We start from the raw sequence: 18209 nt of genomic DNA, 5'->3' as shown, positions 1-18209 counted from the left end.
GATGAGCGACGTGCGTGACTTTCTCGCCTTCGTCCATATCGGCGATCTGCACCTGACCACCGCCGAGGCGGACAACGCCCGGGACCTGCAGGCCATCCTGCAGCGGTTGCGGACGCGGGAAGAGCTGGATTTCGTCTTCCTTCCCGGTGACAACGCCGACAACGGCACGCCGGAGCAGTACCGGCTGCTGCACCAGTGGCTGAGCGAGTTTCCGCTGCCGGTCGCGGTGATCACCGGCGATCACGACATGGAGGGAGGCGATCTCGGTCCCTTCTATACGGAGCTGCAGGTGCCGCGGCTGCCCTACGCCAAGGACGTGGGTGGGGTGCGTTGCCTGTTCCTCGACATGTGTGGGCCCGGCAGCGGCGGGCCGGATTTCCGCCTGGGCGCCGAGCAGCTGCAGTGGCTGGAGCGAGAGCTGCAGGAAGCGACCCGGCAGGAGCGCCAGTGCGTGGTCTTCATGCACAGCTATCCGGCGGACCTGCAGGGAGATGGCGAAGCGGAGCGGGTGGCGCGCCTGCTGCACGAGGGTCCGGTACGGCTGGTGGAAATCGGTCATACCCACTACAACGAGCTGGCCCATGACGGCGGTGTGCTATACGCCGCGTGCCGATCCACCGGCCAGATCGAAGAAGGCGGTGTAGGATTCGCCTTGGTCACCCTGGATGGCCCGGCGGTGAGCTGGCGCTTCCGCGAATGTGAGCAGGCCGGGCCCTGGGTGCAGATCACCGCGCCGGGCGATGCCCGGCTGAACGGGATCGCCGATGCCGAGGGCAGCGAGTGCCGCGTCCTGGTGCTGGCCGAGACCGAGCTGGAGCGCTGCGAGTGGCAGTGCGACGACGGCCCCTGGTGGCCACTGGAGCCTCTCGGCAAGGGCCGCTATCGGGGTGATCGCCCCTTGCCCGAGGGCACCCGCTGCATGCAGGTACGGGTACGGGATGCACGGGGCGGCGAGGATAGCGATCGGATCGACCTGGCTAGCCAGTCGCGCGCTGCTGCCGCGCCGGGCGACTGGGGCTCGGATCGCACCCATCTGGGCGAATGGCAGGCCAAGGGCGTCCTGGGTACCCAGTTGGGGCCCAATCGCAACGGCCGCAAATGGTGAGGTGGGCGAGAGCCCACCTTGCGGATCGACTGTAAGGAACATGTCTTAGATGGGATCCATCATCACTACCCCCCACATGCTGACGTGGGTGATCGCCGCCCTGGCTACCCTCGGCGTGGTCACCCGGCCCTTCGGCCTGCCCGAGGCGCTGTTCGCCGTCGCCGGCGCGGCGCTACTGGCCATGTTCGGCCTGCTGCCCCTGGAGGGCGTCTGGCACGGCGTCGCCAAGGGCACCGATGTCTATCTGTTCCTGATCGGCATGATGCTGCTGGCCGAGATCGCCCGCAAGGAAGGGCTGTTCGACTGGGTGGCCGGCCATGCGGTAGGGGCCGCCAAGGGCTCGGCGCTGCGGCTGTTCGCCCTGGTCTACGGGGTTGGCATCCTGGTCACGGTGTTCCTTTCCAACGACGCCTGCGCGGTGGTGCTGACCCCGGCGGTCTACTACGCCACCCGCGCTGCCCAGGTGAAGAATCCGCTGCCCTATCTGTTCTCCTGCGCCTTCATCGCCAACGCGGCGAGCTTCGTGCTGCCGATCTCCAACCCGGCCAACCTAGTGGTGTTCGCCGAGCACATGCCGGAGCTGGGGCGCTGGCTGGCGCTGTTCACCCTGCCATCGATCCTCGCCATCGGCGCGACCTTCCTCGTGCTCTGGGCGACCCAGGCCAAGGTCCTGCGCGCCGAGCGCCTGGCCGAGGGCGGCGCGGTGGATCCCCTGCCCACTACCGGACGCATCGCCGGCTGCGGTCTGATCCTGACCATCCTGGTGCTGCTGGGGGCTTCGGCGCTGGATCTGGAACTGGGCCTGCCGACCTTTCTCGCCGGCTTCGCCACCTTCCTGGTGGTGGTGGCCTGCAAGCGCGGCGGCGGCCTGGAGTTGCTCAAGCACATCTCCTGGGGCGTCTTGCCCCTGGTCGCCGGGCTGTTCGTGCTGGTGGAGGCCCTGGAGACCACCGGGGTGCTGCAGGCGCTGGCCAACCAGCTGCAGGCCGCCGCCCAGGCGACACCGGAACGCGCCGCCTGGGGCGCCGGGCTGCTGGTGGCCTTCGGCAGCAACCTGGTCAACAACCTGCCCGCGGGCTTGCTGGCGGGCGCCGCCGTACAGGCGGCCCATGTCTCCGAGAAGATCGCCGGGGCGGTGCTGATCGGCATCGACCTGGGCCCCAACCTGTCCATCACCGGTTCGCTGGCGACCCTGCTGTGGTTGGCCGCGCTGCGCCGCGAGGGGCTGTCGGTAAGCTTCTGGCAATTCCTCAAGCTGGGCACCCTGGTGATGATCCCAGCGTTGCTGTTGGCCCTGGCCGCGCTCATCCATCTTTGAGAGCCTGCCCAAAGGCTGCTGCGCGTCGGCCAGACGGCGTTGAAAACGGCTTCGGAATGCTCATTTACCACTCGTAAATTCCGCTTCCTCAGCCATTTTCGCCTTGTTTGGCGCTAGCTCGCGAGCCTTTGAGCACGCTCCGATAGATGGTCTCCAGGCGCAGCGGCGTTGTCGCCGCGCCTGGGGCACTATCGGGGTCCATCCGTCACGGAGAGTCGCCCATGGCCGTCGCTCGCTACACCGGCTTCGCCCAGGCGTTGCACTGGCTGACCGTCGCGCTGCTGTGCCTGCTGCTGCCCTTCGTCTGGGTGGCGGAAAACTTTCCGCCCGGTCCGGTGCGTACCCTCTGGTACCTGCTGCACGAATCCACCGGCATCACGGTATTCCTGCTGGTGCTGATCCGCCTGACCTGGCGCTGGCGCCATCCGGCGCCGCCGGCCAACCCCAGGGACGGGCGCCTGCTGCGGCTGCTCGCCGGCCTCAATCACGGCCTGCTCTACGCCGTGTTGCTGGTGATGCCGGTGACCGGCTACCTGATGGCCGGCCAGGGGCAACCGGTGCCGGTGTTCGGCTGGTTTTCGCTACCGGGATTTCCCCGCCATGAAGCCCTCGGCATCCTCGCCAATCGCATCCACGTGGCGGGCCAGTTCGCCGTCTATGGCCTGGTGATCCTGCACGTGGCGGCGGTGGTCTGGCACGTGGCGATCCGCCGGGATGGGACGCTGGAGCGGATGCTGCCGGAGCAGCGGCTTTAGGCGCGGGAGCCTACTTGCTACGACTCAGATAATAGGCTGCTGTGGCGTAGCGCCCGTCCTTACAAAAGAAGAGGGAACAGAGCATCGCCTTCGGCGTGGCATGAGACGCCGTTGTAGCGCAATGCAGGTATGTCGATCAGGCAGCGCGTCAAGCTGGTAGAGCGCGTTGCACCTGGCATACGAGCGTGCCGGGCAAGCCTTGGGCGAGCCGGTGTGGGCGGCCGAGCACCACGGCTTACACTACCCCCGTTTTGGTAAATTCATCGGCAGCGGCTTTTGCCGAGTACGACGAACTTGCCGGTACGTACGATATTGACGATGTCTCAATCTTCACCGGATTGGGCGTGAGGTTTCAGTCCGCGGCCACCGAGCAGGTGTAGTCAGCGAAGCCGTCGCGCGGCGTGCGGTCATCAATGACGTCAACGTAGAGGTTGTACCTGCCCATCCAGGTCGCGTCTTTCACCTTCGGCTCGTTCCCGCTTTTGACGAGGTAGGTGACGAAGTCACATTTGCCCCGGGTTAGCTCGTCTGCCCCGTGGGCGGACAGGGCGACAACGGTGGCTAGTGCGACTATAACGTGGCGCTCGGTGCTCTACTTCCATGAAGATCGTGTCTGATAAATATTCCGTTTTTGACTATCTCGATGTGGACTCTGTCGTGCCGTGAACCTCAGGTTACTGCTCAATGGTGAACTCCACTCACAACGACGACTACCGGACTTTCCTTGACGTCCTGCGCGGAGCAAGGCAGCACCCACACCTTCGTGTCCAAACGTGAGAGGGCAATAGGCGTATAGACGCCGTTGAGCTGGCCGAGGCAATAAGGGGCGGCCGCTTGAACTGATCAGGGAATTTCTTGATAGGAGTGGGAGGGACAGCAACTCACCTAAGACGCGCAAAGGGAATGCGTTCGTGCACTAGCGTGTCGAAAGCGTGTTTGCCTCGGTCCAGAAAAGACGAAGACCAATCGAAATGTCGGCCTAAGGTCTTGCAGCGCTTGGTGCGGCACCAGGAGTCGAATAGCATGTTAACTATCAAAGATTCCTAGGTTTTTTCTGCTTGCCTTGCGCTGCTACCCCTAAAATACCCCTACATTTACAGTAGCTATGATCTGACTGATAAAGCTAGATTAGACGTTTTTCAACGTTATGCATGTTGCAAAATGGACGTTGAAAGTATTTTAATGAGTTGCAAGATTTTTACTCATATATTCCTGATAGCTGTAAATATGCTCGAAATTTTCCGTCTTTGTCTTTGTCCCAGAAGCGCGCAAGGGAAAACCTAATGCGAGTACCGGCTGAAAGCCTGTTGGGAAGTTCGGCTAAAGGGCGGGCGCCTACATATCTTATTCTTTTGCTTGCAGTGCCAAAGCGAGAGTTTTCAAAGTAGTCACCATTCTTTTTTAAGCTGCAATTCAACGTGGCAATTTGAACACTGTAGTTTGTCGTGTTGTCGGGTTCCATATAGCCGCTGCCATCCCAGACAATTTTTCCGTCAAAGAGATCTTCTAAATCTATAGCCTCATCGCAAAGAGATGAAATTAGACCATCAAAGTCATCTTCATCCAGGGCGCCCAAGTAATCGTACTCATAGACAGCAGCATCTTCGGTGTGCGGAGGAGTGATTCTGTAATGTAGAGCATATTTTATCGTGTAGCATTGACCTATCTCATAGGGGGCTCCGTGAGATAGTCTTTGGGCCTTTTCGTCTAGAAGACGTAGCATCCTTTCGTTAGCAACGTCCCACGCGCCAACGCAGACACCTTCCGCCATAAGCGTCTTACTTAAAATGACAACATTACTCCGTATGGCCATGATTTTCCCTATCTATAAGAATTCCTTGATTTCAAGGAGTTATCATCCGAAAAAAGATCTTTGCCACTTGACGCGTTTATAACAGCTTTGATTACATCGCTCTGCGTTTCAATAGCGCCGCTTCTGTTGATGTGAAGCATATGGATTTCTTGGTTTTCAAGTGAGACGCCTATAAGCTTGCTTCTATGGCAGTCACATGGATCGATTTCACTGCACATACAAGCTATTTTTATATTTTTCTCGTTTGCTGACACCAGTCTAGCTAAACCCTCTTTATAGAAGTTCATGGCTTCTACTTTTTTGTATACAACACGGCCCTCTTCGTCATAGCATGCGGTGTTGTTTGGTAGTCCGCCTAGTTGATTTCCTAGGAATAAATAGCCGATGTTGCTTTCTTTCAGAAGTTCTTGTAATGCTTTTTGATTGTACTGGGGGTGAAATCTTGATCTGGGTTTAGAGCGAACATCGACCACATATTTGATTTCATAGGTTTTAAGAAGGTGTATGAAGTCTTCAATTTTTCGGCTGCCATGACCGATACTGTAGATGTAACTCATGGTGTCTTTCATAAGTGGTTTTCCAAGAAATTCTGCGCTTGAATCATGATCTGTCCTAAACGTAGCAGAAGCCTTCAAGGTAGTCCGCCGTTGGGGCTCAATACACCACTTCTCCTAGTCTATCACATCCGTCGATACGCATATTGATCATGGAGGCCGTTTCATAGTGGCTAATGATGTCAGGTTATACTTTTTTTCAATCCTTCTTTTATCCCATTGACCAAGCTGACCGTTGCTATCGCGCCCCGGTTTTAGGTGGCTTAGCTCAACAGATAGGCTATCTATCAACCATGTCCTGAAATATCGATTGCTTTCAATAAATTAAGTGATTCGGAGCTCGTGGACCCAAGTTGAACGGGACTCTTAAATTCCTTACAGCTCAAGCAGCTCAAGCGCTTTTCCGGCATCTGGCACGCGTTGAGCAGCGGCACTAGGCGCTAGCTTCTACCCGCTGCCGATCACGCTCCAGCAGGCCGGGCAGGGTCTCGCGCAGGTGATCCACCAGGGTGCGGATCTTGGCATCGAGAAAGGGCCGCGACGGATAGAGCGCATGGATGTCCAGCGCATAGAGACGATGCCTGGGCAGCACCCGTTGCAACCGCCCGCTGGCGAGGCCCGCGACGGCCGCGTAGAGCGGCAGGGCGCCTATGCCCAGGCCGCTGGCCACGGCTTCGGCCAGGGCGTCGGCGGTGTTGACCTGGAACGGTGGCCGGTCCACCGCCACCTCGGCGCTACCTTCCGGGCCTTCCAGCAGCCAGCGATCCGGCGCCATGGCGCGGTTGACCAGGCGCAGGCAGCGGTGCCCAGCGAGGTCCGCCGGCGTGGCCGGGTGGCCCTGGCGTTCGAGATAGCCGGGCGCCGCACAGAGCACGCTATGGGTGCTGCCCAGGCGCGCCGAGCAGAAGGCCGAATCGGCGAGACCCGCTGCCAGGATCAGCGATAGGTCGTAGCCTTCCTTGAGGATGTCGGTGTAGGTGTTGGTCAGTTGCAGATCGAGATCGACCTCGGGATAGCGCTCGCGATAGCTGGCCAGGCTTTGGATCAGGTAGTGCTGGCCGAGTCCGGTCATGGTGTGGATGCGCAACCGCCCACGGGGTACTGCCAGGGCGTGACGGGCCTCGGCGTCGGCTTCGTCGAGGTCGGCGAGGATGCGCTCGCAGCGCACCAGGTAGCGCTCGCCGGCTTCGGTCAGGCGCAACTGACGGGTGGTACGGTGCAGCAGCCGGGTCTGCAGGTGCTGCTCCAACTGGCTCACCGCTCGCGAGACATAGGCGGTGGTGAGTTCCAGCTGGCGGGCGGCACCGGTGAAACTGCCGGTGCGGGCCACGCAGGCGAAGGCGCGCAGATTGAAGAGGTGATCCATGGGCGAGGGCGGGGCCGGGTAAAGAGTCATTGTGGGCCATTACCCGCCCGTTGGTTAACGCTCTTTGCTGTCGCACCCGGCTTAATCGGGGTGGACCCGGCTTCCTAGAATGGCCGCCGAGGCGCTGTGTCTCGCCCCCCTCCCGTCGATCCCGTCGTTGCCCAGCATGCCCCTCGCTTCGCCGTTGCCCCTGCGGCCGTTCCGCTCCGTTCCACGCAAACGCTGGCCCAGCCTGAATGCCTGGCGCCGCGCCGGCCGCGAATGGGCCCGCACCGACGGCCAGACCTGGGCCTTCATCGCCAAGGCCTTGCTCGCCGCCGCCCTGGCGCTGTGGCTGGCGTATCGCCTGGAGCTGCCGCAACCGAGCACCGTGCTGGTCACCGTCTTCATCGTCCTGCAGCCGCAGAGCGGACAGGTGCTGGCCAAGAGTTTCTATCGGGTCCTGGGCAGTCTCGCCGGGCTGACCTTCACCGTCGTCGCCATCGCCCTGTTCGCCCAGGAGCGGGTCCTGCTGCTCGGCGCCCTGGTGCTGTGGATCGGCTATTGCACCCGCGGCGCGGCGCGCTATCGGGACTTTCGCAGCTATGCCTTCCTGCTCGCCGGCTACACCGCCTGCCTGGTCGGGCTGCCGGCGGTGGCCCAGCCCCAGGGCGCCTTCTTACAGGCGATCTGGCGTCTGCTGGAGATCGCCCTGGGCATCTGCTGCGCCGGCGTGGTGAGCGTGGCCATCCTGCCGCAGACCACCCGCGGCGTGCTGCGCCGCACTCTGGCGCAGCGCCTGCGCGACTTCCTGGCCATGGCCCATGACGGTCTGCTCGGCCGCCTCGAGGCCGAACGCTTCGCCGCACTCAGCGCCCGCTTCGCCGCCGATTCCGTGGGCTTCGAGAGCCTGCGCAGCGCCAGCGTCTTCGAGGAGCCCTACCTGCGCCGCCGCAGCGGGCGCCTGGCCGCCCTGGGCAATCGGCTCATGCTGCTCAACACCCGCTTCCATGCCCTCTACCAGTTGCTGGAGCGCCTGGCCGAGCGGCCGCCGGCGGTGCGTCAGGCCTTGGCGCCCGCCCTCGAACTGATCGCCGCCGCCCTGGCGCCAGGCCTGGGCCGGCTACCGGAAGAGCGCGATCTGCGCCGGCTCAACGAGCGCCTGGCCGCGGAGCGCGAAACCTTGATGGCGGCGATCCGCGCCGGTCGCCAGCAACTGGCTCGCACGGCGCCTGCGGCCGAGGCCGACCGGCTCGACTACGACACCGCCGCCGAATTGCTCTATCGCTTCGCCGAGGATCTGCACCTGCTGCTGAACACCCAGCTGGAGTTGGACGTACCGACCGGCACCGCGCCCAAGAGGCGCGAGACCTTCACGCCCCTGGCCAGTCGCGCGGTGGCCTGGATGGCCGGGCTGCGCAGTGCCCTGGTGGTGCTCGGCGTCGGCCTGTTCTGGATCGAGACCGCCTGGCCGAGCGGGGCGGCCTGCACCCTGGCGGCGGGGCTGATCTCGGCGCTCGCCTCCACCTCGGCAGATCCGCGCCGCTATTGCCTACAACTCGCCGGTGGCACCCTGGTCGGTGCCCTGGCCGGGGGCCTGCTGCAATTCCAGGTGCTGCCCTGGGTGGACGGCTTCGCCCTGTTGCTGCTGACCCTGGCACCGGTATTCGCCGCCGGCGCCTGGCTGATCACCCGCCCGCGGCTGGCGGGCTACGGCACCGGCTTGATGGTCTGGTTCTGCTCGGCGGCGCTGCCGGGCAATCTGCCGCGCTACGATGCCGATGTCTTCTGCAACACCTATCTGGCCTATCTGGTGGCCTGCGGCGTGGCTGCGGTGGCCGTCAGCGTGCTGCTGCCGCCCAGCCAGCCCTGGGTCTGGCGCCGCCTGGAAGACGCCCTGCGCGAACGGCTGGTACATGCCATAGGCGCACCTCTGCCCGGTCTGAGCAGCCGCTTCGATGGCGGCCTGCGCGATCTGCTCAACCAGGTGCAGGTGCTGACCGTGGGCCAGCCGCGGGTGCAGCGGCGCCTGCTACGCTGGACCTTCCTCAGCCTGGAACTGGGCCACGCCATCATCGAGCTGCGCCTGGAGCAGGCCGCCTTGCCGCCCTTGCCCTGGTATCGCGAGCAGCGTGCCTGGCGCCTGGCCATCCGTGCCCTGGGCCGGGCGCTGGCGCGGCTGTTCCGCCAGCCCAACGCCGCCAACCTGGCCCGCGCCCTGAGCGCGGTGGACCAGGCCATCCTGCTGGCGCACCAGGCCCAGCGCCACCTGGAGCCCAATCCGGGCGACTTCGACCGCTCGCCGCTGCGGCGCATCGCCAGCTACCTGCACTTCATCCGCACCTCGCTGCTGGCACCGGATTCGCCCCTTGCGACCTACCTACCGCGGACACCGGACCCCGCGCGGGACGAGGGCTGAACGGCGCCCTGGAAAAATCCGGCTAGGCTTACGGACGGGGAGGGCGAACCACCCTCTGCCATGCGCCTTTCGGCATAACCAGAACAAGGCCCGACCGCCCATGCCCGTACGCTTCGTCCGTCCGCTGCTGTGTTCCGCTAGCTGTTTCCTCACCCCCTTGGCGTTCGCCCTGGACGCCCCCGGCGCACCCGGCGCCGCACCCTTCTGGTCCTATTCCGGCAAGACCGGTATCGGCACCAGCTACGAGGCCTATCGCGACGGCGCCTACAGCGACCAGGCCAGCACCGGACGCGTCTCGCGGGTCTGGTTCTCCCTGGCCCAGGGCGTGGTCACCGAGACCATGCAGGGCCTCATCCACGAGGCGCAGCTGCGCGAGATGCAACTAGTGATCCGCGGCCCCGACTTCACCCACCTGGAGCGCGACGACACCGACAGCCGCATCGAATACCTGGCCACCGATAGCGCCGGCCGGCCGACTTCCCTGGCCTACCGGATCGTCAATCGCGACCGCCAGGGCCGCTACGAGATCGAGAAGCACGTCTTCACCGACCCGGACCAGGACACCCTGGTAATGCGCGTCATCTTTCGCAGCCAGGACCCGCGCATCCAGCCCTATCTCTATGTCGATCCGGCGCTGGCCAACAGCGGCAGCCATGATCGCGCGGCGGTGAAAGGCGCGGTGCTCTACGCCAGCGAAGGCCAGCACGCCTTGGTGGTGAAGGCCAGCCAGCCGCTGCAGACACCCACCGTGGGTTTCGTCGGCAGCTCCGACGGCCTCGACGACCTGCGCCGCAACGGCAAGCTGACCCAACTCTACAGCAGCACCGGCGACCAGGCCGGCAATGTCGCCATGCTGGCCAAGCTGCCGCTCACCGGCGCGGAGACCACCCTGGACGTGGTGGTGGGCTTTGGCGCCAATCCGCGCCAGGCCGAGGCGGCGGCGGATGCCACCCTGGCCCGCGGCTATCAGAAGGTGCTGGCCCACTACAACGGCGAGGGCGAGGCCATCGGCTGGCAGGACTACCTCGCCAGCCTCGATCAGCTGCCGCGCCTGCAGGCCCAGGCCGGCGACGGCGGCAAGCTGGTCAACGCCAGCGCCCTGGTGCTCAAGGCCCAGGAGGACAAGACCCACGCCGGCGCCCTGATCGCCTCGCTGTCCAACCCCTGGGGCGAAACGGTGCCGGCGGCCAAGGGCACCACCGGCTACAAGGCGGTCTGGCCGCGCGACTTCTACCAGTGCGCCATGGCGCTGCTGGCGCTGGGCGATCGGCAGACGCCCAAGGTCGCCTTCAGCTACCTCAAGCAGGTGCAGGTGGATGCCAACACCGCGCGCAAGCCGGCCGACAGCTCCGCCTTCATCCACCAGCAGAAGCAGGGCGACGAGGTCCGCGCCCCGGGCGCCACCGGCTGGTTCCTGCAGAAGACCCACGTCGACGGCACCATCGAATGGGTCGGGGTGCAACTCGACCAGACCGCCATGCCGATCATGCTCGGCTATCGTCTCTGGCAGGGCGGCCTGCTGGGCGATGCCGAGATCGATCGTTGGTATCGCGACATGCTCCGGCCCGCGGCGGATTTCCTCGCCCGTGACAGCCAGGTCAACCTGGGCTGGAACACTTGGCAGGTCAAGCCGCCGCAGACCCAGCAGGAACGCTGGGAAGAGCAGTGGGGCTATTCGCCGTCCACCACCGCGGCGGTGATCGCCGGTCTCGCCACGGCCAGCGAACTGGCGCGCCATGCCGGCGACGAGGCCAATGCCAGCCGCTATCGTGACACCGCGCGCCGCTATTCCAGCCAGGTGGAACAGACCCTGGCCACCACCCAGGGCAGCCTGGGCGCCGGCCACTACTACCTGCGCATCACCCAGAATCCCGACCCGAACGACAAGGGCAAGCTGGTGGACAACAACAGCCGTCCGGGCCTGCCGGAAGACCAGGTGCTGGACGCCGGCTTCCTCGAACTGGTGCGCTACGGCGTGCGCCCCGCCAGCGATCCCCTGGTGCAGAAGAGCCTGGCGGTGCTGGACGACGAAGGCCTGCCGGAGAATCTGCGGGTCAAGTACAGCTTCCAGTATCCTGGGGTGACCGGCAACTTCCCCGGCTGGCGGCGCTACGGCAACGATGGCTATGGCGAGAGCGAGAGCTCCGGCAGCAACTTCCCGGCCACCGAGCAGCCGGTGCCCAACTCGGGGCTGCGTGGCCGGGTCTGGCCGATCTTCACCGGCGAACGCGGCCACTACGAGCTGGCGCGCCTGGTCCTGCAGGGCAAGCCGGACCCGGCGGCGCTGGCCAAGTTGCGCGACACCTATGTCCGCGGCCTGGAACTGTTCGCCAACGCCGGCCTGATGCTGCCCGAACAGGTCTGGGACGGCGTGGGCGACAACCGGCGCCACGGCTACACCAAGGGGCAGGGCACCGATTCCGCCACGCCCCTGGCCTGGTCCCACGCCGAATACGTCAAGCTGCTGCGCTCCATGGCGGACGGCCAGGTGTGGGATCACTACCCGGTGGTGGCGCGGGCATTGGCGCCCTGAGGACACAATCTGACGAACGGCATGCGGTCGCAAGGCCGCGTGCCAGGGCGGTTGAGTCCCTATAACGAAACGTCTGGCGCTATGGAACGCCTGTAACAAGACTTGTCTGATGGGCGTTCTCAGGCTTTCCTGAGGCAAGCGGATCCTTCCGCTAGCCACTTTCCCTCTCCGCTCCGGTCCTTCTGCCCACGGTCCTGTACCGCGCGGTAGCGTGCCCGGCTGCCGTCGTTTTCTCTCGCTCGCTGTGGTCTCCGCTCCTGTCGCCAGGTTGCGGATGCCGGCCTGCTCCTGTCGAAAAGGTCACGGATATGACTGACGTCGCTCTCCCCATCGCGCTCTACCTAAGCACCCTGGTGCTGCTGGCCTTCGCCCTGCGGCGCAGCCCCTTGCTCACCCAGGAGACCCTGGCGCGTTCCTCGCCGCTGGATGCCCTGCGCGGCATCCTCGCCACCGCCGTGGTCTGCCTGCATTTCGTGCTGACCTATCACCTCAAGGCCGAGGGCCAGTGGCGCGAACCCGACAGCGACCTGCTCTACAACCTGGGCGTGGTGCCGGTCTCGCTGTTCTTCATGATCACCGGCTACCTGTTCTTCGGAAAGGTCTATCGCCGCACGCCGGACTGGGGCGAGCTGCTGAGATCGCGGGTGTTGCGGGTGATGCCGCTGTATCTCTGCGTGGTGGCGGTGGTGGTGCTCTTCACCCTGATCCGCACCCACTTCGTCATCGCCGACGGTCAGCGCTTCATGCTCGAACTGTTCAGCTGGGAGCTGTTTTCCGGCTTCAGTCTCAACGGCCTGGAGGAGAGCGGCTGGATGACCGCCGGCGCCCACTGGACGCTGCGCTACGAGGCACTGTTCTACCTGGCGCTGCCGATCATCGCTGCGCTGTTCAATCGCCGTGGCTTCGGCCTGCCACTGCTGATCTCGATGCTGCTGGTGGGTGGCCTGGTCGCCGCCGGCTATCACTATCACGTGCTGGGTGCCCGCTTCGGCCTGCTGTTCCTGCTGGGCTTCCTGCCGGTGTTCCTCAAGGCCCATCGGCCAGCGCTGCTGGCACGGCTGCGCACGCCCCTGGTGGCGGCGCTGTCGCTGGCGCTGGTGGCTTACGCCATGGTCCAGCCGGACTACAGCCTCAAGCAGATGCTGGCGCTGGCGCTGCCCTTCGCCGCCATGGCCGCCGGCAACGACCTCTTCGGTGTGCTGCGCAGTCGCGGGCTCAAGGTGCTGGGCGAGATCAGCTATAGCCTCTATCTCACCCACGGCCTGCTGCTCTATGGCCTCTTCACCCTGCTCAATCTGGGCTCGGTCGAGGTCCTGGGCACGGTCGGCTTCATGGCGCTGCTGCCGCCGGTGCTGGTGCTCGCCTGCCTGCTGTCGATGCTCAGCTACCGCTGGATCGAGCGTCCGCTGATGCATCTGGGCCGGGCGCCGCGGCGTCAGGAAGTACCCGCCTGAGAGCCGGCGCGACCGCCCCGGGATGCTCCAGCAGAAAGGCCAGCCCCTCGGCGCAGGAGGCTTCCACCTTGAGTGTCAGCAGGTCGTCCGCGCGGGTGCGGCCATAGCCCAGGGCGGCGATGGGCAGGCCGGCGCGGGCGGCCGCCTGGGCGAAGCGAAAGCCCGAATAGACCATCAGCGACGAGCCCACCACCAAGAGCGCATCGGCGCGGCCCAGGTGGGCGAAGGCGCGCTCCACCCGCGCGCCGGGCACGTGTTCGCCAAAGAACACCACGTCCGGCTTGAGCAGGGCGCCGCAGCGCGGGCAATCCGGCACGCGGAAACTCATGAAATCCACGCCTTCCAGATCGGCATCGCCATCCGGGGCGGTAGCCGCGTCCAATTGCAGCCAGTCGCCGTTGAGCTCGCCCAGCCACTGCTGGAATTCCTGGCGCGGCAGGCGCAGCTCGCAACCCAGGCAGCGGATCTGGTCGAGGCGCCCGTGCAGGTCGATCACCGCCTCGCTACCGGCGGCCTGGTGCAGGCGGTCGACGTTCTGCGTCAGCAGCATCTCCACCTGGCCGCGCCGCTCCAGCGCCGCCAGGGCCTGGTGGGTGGCGTTGGGTCGCGCCTGGCAGAAGCGCGGCCAGCCGATCAGGCTGCGTGCCCAGTAGCGGCGGCGCAACAATTCGTCGCCAACGAAGGCCTGCAGGGTGACCGGTTGCGGGCGCTTCCAGGCGCCGTCGCGGTCGCGGTAGTCGGGAATGCCGGAATCGGTGCTGCAACCGGCACCGGTGAGCAGAAAGATCCGCTCGTGCCGGGCGATAAAGGACTGTAGCTCGGGCAGGGACATCGTGCACCTGGGGTTGCGGGCGATATCCCCAGCTTGGAAAGGCTTATGCCGCGAGGCAAGCCGCAGCTGACGAACGTCCTGTCCGCGCTGCGGCATCCGCTTTCTTAGAAGCTGTTCACGATCTCGCGAGCTAGAGACAAACAAGGCCTAGGCGGCCCCGCGAAAACGCCTGAGGAAGCGGATCGGACTCGCGCTCGAGTTTACGAGTGGTAAATGAGCATTCCGACGGGGCTGGCCTTCCAGGGCATTTTCAACGCAGTTTGGCCGACGCGCAGCAGATCGTGGACAGCTTCTTAGTAGACCGGCACGTAGATATAGATCTGCGAATCCTGGGCATCCACCCCGGTGAAGGCCTCGGTGTAGTGCTCGAAGCAGGCGCCCGGGCGGGGTTGCAGGCCGCGGGCGGGGAGCAGCTCGGCGAACAGCCGGCCGAGGCTCTTGGCCACGCTCGGCGCGGTGCCCAGGTGCACGTAACGCGCATAGCGACCTTCCGGCAGTTCCTGGCGCACCATGCCGGTGGGCAGCGGGGCGCCCGGTGCGGTGGCCACGGCAGCCAGGTAGTGCATGGTGCCGGCCTGGCGCCAGCTCAGGCCGTACCATTCGGCGTCGCCTTCGCGGCCGGTGATCTCGCCCGCGCGGTCGGCGAAGCGCCGCCAGAGGGCGGCGATGTCTTCGCCCTGGCCGGGCTCGAACAGCAGGCCGGTCACTTCCAGGGCGGGATGGTCGACGATTTCCAGCGACATGGGACGGGCTCTCTCAAAGATGATGACAAGGCCGCCACCTTACTCCAGCGGCGACCCGGGGTCAGCCGGGGCAGCGGTCGGACGAAAGGTCGCAGCTGCCGCCAGGGCCTGCCCCAGACGCCGCGAAGTTCTTCCACCGCTTCGCTAAAATACTGATTTTGCGCGGTTTTTCGGTGAAGAAAGGCGACGCTTCGCTCGAACTGCCAGGCCCCGGCCAGGACGAAGTCCTACCGTGATGTGCCTGGAGTTACCCAGAAAAATGTCGATCAAGGTATCGCGCCGCAACTTCCTCAAACTCAGTACGGCGGGGGTCGCCACCTCGAGCATGGCTTTGCTCGGCTTCGCCCCGGAACCCGCGCTGGCGTCCATCCGCTACTACAAGCTCGCCGCCGCCAAGGTGACGCGCAACACCTGCACCTACTGTTCGGTGGGTTGCGGCATGCTGCTCTACAGCCGCGGAGATGGGGGCATCAACACCGTCAGCGACATCTACCACGTCGAAGGCGATCCGGATCATCCGGTCAGTCGCGGTTCCCTTTGCCCCAAGGGCGCCGGGGTACTGGACTTCATCAAGAGCGAATCGCGCCTCTCCCATCCCGAGGTCCGCGAGCCGGGTAGCAACGAGTGGAAGCGCATCAGCTGGAACGAGGCGCTGGACCGCATCGCCCGCTACATGAAGGAGGACAGGGACAAGAATTTCGTCACCCATGACGCCGATGGCCATCTGGTCAACCACTGGACCACCACCGGCTTCCTGGCGGCCTCGGCCTGCTCCAACGAGACGGCGTATCTTACCCAGAAGGTGATCCGCAGCCTCGGCATGCTGGCGATCGACAACCAGGCGCGCGTGTGACACGGACCGACGGTGGCAGGTCTTGCCCCTTCGTTCGGCCGCGGTGCCATGACCAATCACTGGGTCGATATCCGCAACGCCAATCTCATCCTGTCCATGGGCGGCAACTCGGCCGAGGCGCATCCGGTGGGCTTTCGCTGGATGGTGGAAGCCAAGGAAAAGAACAACGCCAAGCTGATCACCATAGATCCGCGCTTCACCCGGACCTCGGCGGTGGCGGACTACCACGCCTATATCCGCACCGGGACCGACATCGTCTACCTGGGCGGCTTGATCAATTTCCTGCTCACCACGGACCAGATCCAGCATGAGTACGTAAGGGCCTACACCGACGTCGCCCTCATCGTGAAGGAAGACTTCGGCTTCCACGACGGCCTCTTCTCCGGTTTCGGCGAAGACAAGCGCCGCGCCTACGAGAAATCCAGCTGGAGCTACGAGTTCGACGAGCGCGGCATGGTGAAGGAAGACCCGACCCTGCAGCACCCGCGCTGCGTCTACCAGTTGATGAAGGCGCACTACAGCCGCTACACCATCGAGCTGGTGGAGCGCGTCTGCGGCATGCCGCGCGAGCAGATCCAGACCACCTGGGACATGATCGCCGAGACGGCGCGCCCCGAGCGCACCATGAGCATCCTCTATGCCCTGGGCTGGACCCAGCACTCCGTCGGTGCCCAGATCATCCGTACCGCCTCCATGGTGCAGCTGCTGCTGGGCAACATCGGCATGCTCGGCGGTGGGGTCAACGCCCTGCGCGGCCACTCCAACATCCAGGGGCTGACCGACCTGGGCCTGCTCTCAAACCAGTTGCCGGGCTATCTCTACCTGGCCTCCCACGAGGAGCAGGAGTACCGCGACTACATCAAGCGGCGGGCCAAGCAGCCGCTGCGCGAAGGCGAGGTCTCCTACTGGAAGTACTACGAGCGCTTCCACGTCAGCCTGATGAAGGCCTGGTTCTCCGAGGCGGCGACCAAGGACAACGACTGGTGCTATGACTGGCTGCCCAAGCTCAGCGAGCCGCTCTACGACGTCCTGCACACCTTCGAGCGCATGCACCACGGCGAGATCACTGGCTACTTCTGCCAGGGCTTCAATCCGCTGGCCTCCTTCCCGGACAAGAACAAGGTCAGCCAGGCGCTGAGCAAGCTCAAGTACCTGGTGGTGATGGATCCGCTGGCCATCGAGACCGCCGAGTTCTGGCAGAACCACGGCGAACTCAACGACGTCGACCCGAGCCAGATCCAGACCGAGGTGTTCCGCCTGCCCACCACCTGCTTCGCCGAGGAGAACGGCGCCATCGTCAACAGTTCGCGCTGGCTGCAGTGGCACTGGCGCGCCGCGCCGCCGCCGGGCGAGTCGCGGCCGGACGTGGCCATCCTCGCCGGGCTGTTCCATCGTCTGCAGGGGATGTATCGCGACGAGGGCGGCGCCTTCCCCGATCCCATCCTCAACCTCACCTGGCCCTACAGCAATCCGGAGGAGCCCAATCCCGAGGACATCGCCCAGGAGTACAACGGTCGCGCCCTGGCCGACCTGCCCGGGCCGAACGGGACCATTTCCCACAAGCGCGGCGAACTGCTCGACGACTTCGGCTTCCTCGCCGACGACGGCAGCACCACCTGCGGCTGCTGGATCTACTCGGGCTCCTACAACCGCCAGGGCAACAACATGGACCGGCGCGACAACGCCGATCCCTACAACATCGGCATGACCCTGGGCTGGGCCTGGTCCTGGCCGCTCAACCGCCGCATCCTCTACAACCGCGCCGGCGCCCGGCCGGACGGCACGGCCTGGGCGCCGGAGAAGCGGCTGATCTGGTGGAACGGCGAACGCTGGGCCGGGGCCGACATCCCCGACTTCCCCTGGACCTCGCCACCCTCGGCCAAGGCCGGGCCCTTCATCCTCAACCAGGAGGGCGTCGCGCATTTCTTCGGCGGCAGCCTGCTGGCCGAGGGGCCCTTCCCGGAGCACTACGAGCCCTTCGAGTCGCCGCTGGACCACAATCCGCTGCACCCGGACAACCCGCGCGCCAAGAACAACCCGGCGGCGCGGATCTTCCCCGGCGACCGGGCGCGGCTGGGCACCCGCGAGGAATTCCCCTATGCGGCCACCACCTACCGCCTGACGGAGCACTTCCACTTCTGGACCACCCATGCGCGGCTCAACGCCATCGCCCAGCCGGAGAAGTTCGTCGAGATCGGCGAGGACCTGGCGACGGAGCTCGGCATCAAGGCCGGCGACTGGGTCAAGGTCAGCTCCAAGCGCGGCTACATCAAGGCGGTGGCGGTGGTGACCAAGCGCATGCACGGGCTGCAGGTGGAGGGGCGCACCGTGCACCACGTCGGCATCCCCATCCACTGGGGCTTCAAGGGCGTCACTCGCCCCGGATTCCTCACCAACACCCTGACCCCCTTCGTGGGCGACGCCAACACCCAGACACCGGAATTCAAGTCGTTCCTGGTGAACGTGGAAAAGGTCTGAGGGAGGT

The 18209-nt window shown here is 64.9% G+C and carries 12 protein-coding genes; 7 read left to right on the top strand and 5 right to left on the bottom strand.

All coding sequences use genetic code 11. The annotated features are described in order from the left end of the window. The first annotated feature begins 1 nt into the window (after position 1). The 3 genes from ACYJP6_RS07625 (at position 2) to ACYJP6_RS07615 (ending at position 3178) form a co-directional block, all read left to right on the top strand. Positions 2-1105, top strand: a complete 1104-nt coding sequence (locus ACYJP6_RS07625) for a metallophosphoesterase family protein (RefSeq protein WP_459474438.1) — start codon at positions 2-4, stop codon at positions 1103-1105. 49 nt (positions 1106-1154) lie between these two features. After that, the gene (locus ACYJP6_RS07620; protein WP_459474437.1) at positions 1155-2423 is read left to right on the top strand and encodes an arsenic transporter; all 1269 of its coding nucleotides are present in this window, start codon (positions 1155-1157) and stop codon (positions 2421-2423) included. Positions 2424-2644: 221 nt separating this feature from the next. After that, positions 2645-3178, top strand: a complete 534-nt coding sequence (locus ACYJP6_RS07615; protein ID WP_459474436.1) for a cytochrome b — start codon at positions 2645-2647, stop codon at positions 3176-3178. A 1198-nt stretch (positions 3179-4376) separates the two neighbouring features. Here the strand turns inward: ACYJP6_RS07615 and ACYJP6_RS07610 are convergent. The 3 genes from ACYJP6_RS07610 to ACYJP6_RS07600 all read right to left on the bottom strand — a co-directional run bounded on the left by ACYJP6_RS07610 (position 4377) and on the right by ACYJP6_RS07600 (position 6911). Further along, entirely contained in the window at positions 4377-4991 is a 615-nt protein-coding gene (locus ACYJP6_RS07610; RefSeq protein ID WP_459474435.1) for a dual OB domain-containing protein, read from the bottom strand. Positions 4992-4999: 8 nt separating this feature from the next. Further along, entirely contained in the window at positions 5000-5548 is a 549-nt protein-coding gene (locus ACYJP6_RS07605; protein WP_459474434.1) for a DUF488 domain-containing protein, read from the bottom strand. 430 nt (positions 5549-5978) lie between these two features. Further along, positions 5979-6911, bottom strand: a complete 933-nt coding sequence (locus ACYJP6_RS07600; protein ID WP_459474811.1) for a LysR family transcriptional regulator — start codon at positions 6909-6911, stop codon at positions 5979-5981. A gap of 166 nt (positions 6912-7077) precedes the next feature. Between ACYJP6_RS07600 and ACYJP6_RS07595 the strand changes: the two genes are divergently transcribed. The 3 genes from ACYJP6_RS07595 (at position 7078) to ACYJP6_RS07585 (ending at position 13296) form a co-directional block, all read left to right on the top strand. Beyond that, positions 7078-9309 (top strand): FUSC family protein, encoded by a 2232-nt coding sequence (locus ACYJP6_RS07595; RefSeq protein WP_459474433.1) that lies wholly within the window; start codon positions 7078-7080, stop codon positions 9307-9309. A 100-nt stretch (positions 9310-9409) separates the two neighbouring features. Further along, positions 9410-11842 carry a glucan 1,4-alpha-glucosidase gene (locus ACYJP6_RS07590; protein WP_459474432.1) on the top strand — a complete coding sequence of 811 codons (2433 nt, stop codon included), beginning with the start codon at positions 9410-9412 and terminating at the stop codon, positions 11840-11842. A gap of 308 nt (positions 11843-12150) precedes the next feature. Next, the gene (locus ACYJP6_RS07585; RefSeq protein WP_459474431.1) at positions 12151-13296 is read left to right on the top strand and encodes an acyltransferase family protein; all 1146 of its coding nucleotides are present in this window, start codon (positions 12151-12153) and stop codon (positions 13294-13296) included. On the opposite strand, the gene ACYJP6_RS07580 is transcribed toward ACYJP6_RS07585, so the two are convergent. Beyond that, positions 13223-14128 (bottom strand): NAD-dependent protein deacetylase, encoded by a 906-nt coding sequence (locus tag ACYJP6_RS07580; protein WP_459474430.1) that lies wholly within the window; start codon positions 14126-14128, stop codon positions 13223-13225. The genes ACYJP6_RS07585 and ACYJP6_RS07580 overlap by 74 nt on opposite strands. A gap of 293 nt (positions 14129-14421) precedes the next feature. Continuing rightward, positions 14422-14871 carry a GyrI-like domain-containing protein gene (locus tag ACYJP6_RS07575; protein WP_058784890.1) on the bottom strand — a complete coding sequence of 150 codons (450 nt, stop codon included), beginning with the start codon at positions 14869-14871 and terminating at the stop codon, positions 14422-14424. 265 nt (positions 14872-15136) lie between these two features. Between ACYJP6_RS07575 and fdnG the strand changes: the two genes are divergently transcribed. Then, on the top strand, positions 15137-18202 hold the full coding sequence (gene fdnG / locus ACYJP6_RS07570; protein ID WP_459474810.1) for a formate dehydrogenase-N subunit alpha: 3066 nt from the start codon (positions 15137-15139) through the stop codon (positions 18200-18202). Positions 18203-18209 lie beyond the last annotated feature (7 nt).

This window comes from Pseudomonas sp. No.117 (assembly GCF_054558395.1).
This window is presented reverse-complemented; position numbering and strand designations above follow the sequence as displayed.

Bases quoted from the DNA above. Each gene is read 5' to 3' on its own strand.
- ACYJP6_RS07625 (WP_459474438.1), top strand. From the start codon at position 2: ATGAGCGACGTGCGTGACTTTCTCGCCTTCGTCCATATCGGCGATCTG.
- ACYJP6_RS07620 (WP_459474437.1), top strand. From the start codon at position 1,155: ATGGGATCCATCATCACTACCCCCCACATGCTGACGTGGGTGATCGCC.
- ACYJP6_RS07615 (WP_459474436.1), top strand. From the start codon at position 2,645: ATGGCCGTCGCTCGCTACACCGGCTTCGCCCAGGCGTTGCACTGGCTG.
- ACYJP6_RS07610 (WP_459474435.1), bottom strand. From the start codon at position 4,991: ATGGCCATACGGAGTAATGTTGTCATTTTAAGTAAGACGCTTATGGCG.
- ACYJP6_RS07605 (WP_459474434.1), bottom strand. From the start codon at position 5,548: ATGAGTTACATCTACAGTATCGGTCATGGCAGCCGAAAAATTGAAGAC.
- ACYJP6_RS07600 (WP_459474811.1), bottom strand. From the start codon at position 6,911: ATGGATCACCTCTTCAATCTGCGCGCCTTCGCCTGCGTGGCCCGCACC.
- ACYJP6_RS07595 (WP_459474433.1), top strand. From the start codon at position 7,078: ATGCCCCTCGCTTCGCCGTTGCCCCTGCGGCCGTTCCGCTCCGTTCCA.
- ACYJP6_RS07590 (WP_459474432.1), top strand. From the start codon at position 9,410: ATGCCCGTACGCTTCGTCCGTCCGCTGCTGTGTTCCGCTAGCTGTTTC.
- ACYJP6_RS07585 (WP_459474431.1), top strand. From the start codon at position 12,151: ATGACTGACGTCGCTCTCCCCATCGCGCTCTACCTAAGCACCCTGGTG.
- ACYJP6_RS07580 (WP_459474430.1), bottom strand. From the start codon at position 14,128: ATGTCCCTGCCCGAGCTACAGTCCTTTATCGCCCGGCACGAGCGGATC.
- ACYJP6_RS07575 (WP_058784890.1), bottom strand. From the start codon at position 14,871: ATGTCGCTGGAAATCGTCGACCATCCCGCCCTGGAAGTGACCGGCCTG.